The organism is Planomonospora algeriensis (assembly GCF_977012225.1).
Genome location: NZ_CDRNDK010001004.1, coordinates 1 through 717 on the forward strand (window position 1 = coordinate 1; position 717 = coordinate 717).

Consider the following 717-nt stretch of genomic DNA (forward strand, 5'->3'; position numbering starts at 1 on the left):
CCAGGACCACCGCGGCGGTCCCGGCCGCGATGGCGAGCAGCGGCAGCGGCGAGAGCGGCGGGAACGGCAGGCCGTCCAGGGTGAGCGCCGCGGCGAGCTGCCCGCCCGCCACGCCGAGGGCGATGCCCGCCAGCCCGAGCGCCCCGTGCTCGGTCACCAGCAGGGCGACGACCTGGCCCCGGGTGTAGCCGAGGGACTTGAGCGTGGCGATGTCGCGTGTCTGGGCGAGCACCCGGCCGCCCGTCACGTTGGCGACGGCCAGCGCGGCGGCGACCAGGCCGGCCACGCCGAAGAGCCCCAGCAGCAGGCCGAGCAGCCGGTTGTCCAGCTCCATGGAGGCGCGGACCTCGCGCCAGGTGGACATGCGGCGGATCTGCTCGTCGAGCAGCGTGACGGCGCCGTGCACGGCCGGCAGCGTGTCCTCGCCGTCGGCGAGCCGCAGCCCGGTGACCGACTCCCGGCGGCCGGGGGCGGGCTCGATCCGGGTGAGGGTCTCCGGCAGGGTCCAGGCCAGGCCGGGCGTCCACTCGGGGTAGAAGCCCTGGTCGGCGGTCTCGGCGAGCCCCACCACGACCAGGGGGTGGGAGGAGCCGCTGAGCGCGGTGACCGGGAAGGGGTCGCCGACCCGCAGGTCCAGCGCCTCGGCGAAGGAGCGCTCGACGACCGCCCCGCCGGCGTCGCCCGCGCGCAGCCACCGCCCCTCGCGGACCGAGCGGC

At 77.7% G+C, this 717-nt stretch carries 1 protein-coding gene; it reads right to left on the reverse strand.

The genetic code is table 11. The features are described from left to right. Positions 1-717: ABC transporter permease (locus ACWJ6R_RS37465; RefSeq protein WP_449066727.1), on the reverse strand; the 717-nt coding region annotated here is incomplete at both ends.